The organism is Microcoleus sp. BM001215392 (genome assembly GCF_036700185.1).
In the GTDB taxonomy this organism is placed as follows: Bacteria; Cyanobacteriota; Cyanobacteriia; order Cyanobacteriales; family Microcoleaceae; genus Microcoleus.
This window is the reverse complement of record NZ_JAUBOJ010000724.1, coordinates 1-1,291: the sequence shown is the minus strand read 5'-3', so window position 1 is coordinate 1,291 and position 1,291 is coordinate 1. Positions and strand designations below refer to the sequence as shown.

General features: G+C 35.7%; 1 protein-coding gene. It reads left to right on the top strand.

Annotated elements, in window-relative coordinates:
* Window positions 1-173 precede the first annotated feature (173 nt).
* The gene (locus tag QT974_RS34455; RefSeq protein WP_333472833.1) at window positions 174-1,118 is read left to right on the top strand and encodes a hypothetical protein; all 945 of its coding nucleotides are present in this window, start codon (window positions 174-176) and stop codon (window positions 1,116-1,118) included.
* Window positions 1,119-1,291 lie beyond the last annotated feature (173 nt).

Sequence of the window (1,291 nt, the reverse complement as noted above, 5' to 3'; positions counted from 1 at the left end):
ATGTGTTTGTAAAAGCACTCAAAGAGACGATCGACTTTTTTGGCGAGATGATGGGATAATTTGGTGAGGTGGGCTTTTGCCCACCTTGTTATAACATCGTTTGCCTTTGCAGATCGGAATCTATCGTGAAAATAGTTGAGTATTATAATTTAATAATATAACCACTAAAAAACATGAATCAATATCCTATCATCCTTTTACCCGACCCTGTTATTCAAGCTCTTGATGCAGTTCCCTTCACATGGAAATTTAGTGAACCAAAACCTTTACCTCCAACTTATAAGCCCCAACCAATTGATGTACTTTTGTTTTTTTATAAAGCTCTTCCATTAATTATTCCTTTTACAACTATTTGTTTAATTGCCAGTAGAAATATTATCATCACTTTCTATATTTCTGTAGGTGAAATTTTGGTAACTGCCTTGAACTTTTGGCAACAACAAATGTATTACTTACGAACGCTTAATAACTACGAGCAAGAAATGCGGGATTATCAACGTCTGTTAGCAGAATGGCAAAAGCGTGAAATTCAGCATAAACGGCAGATAGCAGAATCCCAAAAACCGGAAAAAATAAAACAGTATCGGTATCAGATAATTAAAGACATTATCATAAAAACCGTCCCTCCTGAAGGTAGAATTGTCAGTACAAAGTGTCAGTGGCTTGAAAGTAAATTTTATAAGAACTTACAGCAATTATTTAAAGATAAAGTTTATAACAATTTAATTATCCCAAAATCCCACTCCTATCAACCTTACTGCATAGAAATTTCTTATTTTGATAAATTAACAAATTTACGTATTGATATAACAATTGATAAACCTTATCACGATAAAACTGGTGAGCCTAAAAATTACGAAGTCCTTGTCCAAGAAAATCAGCGCCATCAACTTTTTTTAGAAAAAGGATGGATAGTCATTAGATTTGCTGAGGAGCAAGTAGTCTGTTGGCCACAAAGCTGTTGTCGGGTAATAGCCGAAGTAATCCATCAAATAATAGGGACACCAATTCCCGAGGAATTGACAACTGTAGAAGCTTTACAACCTATCCAGCAATGGAATGAATTTGAAGCACGACAAATGGCACAGGAACGCTATCGGGATCACTATTTAATCTAGCGATAGCCTTTTTTTTATCCGCGTTTATCCGTGTTTCATCCGCCTTTATCTGCGGTAAAAAAATAGCGATTGCACCCCCAAATAGAAGGAGGCCATAATGTTTGTATTAAACCTATCAGCAGAAAATTGGGTTGGCAACCAGGACGAAGGTGACTTAATAGAAAGTCCTACTT

What these genes read in the sequence shown, in the direction of transcription:
- QT974_RS34455 (WP_333472833.1), top strand. Translation starts at nt 174, where the DNA reads ATGAATCAATATCCTATCATCCTTTTACCCGACCCTGTTATTCAAGCT.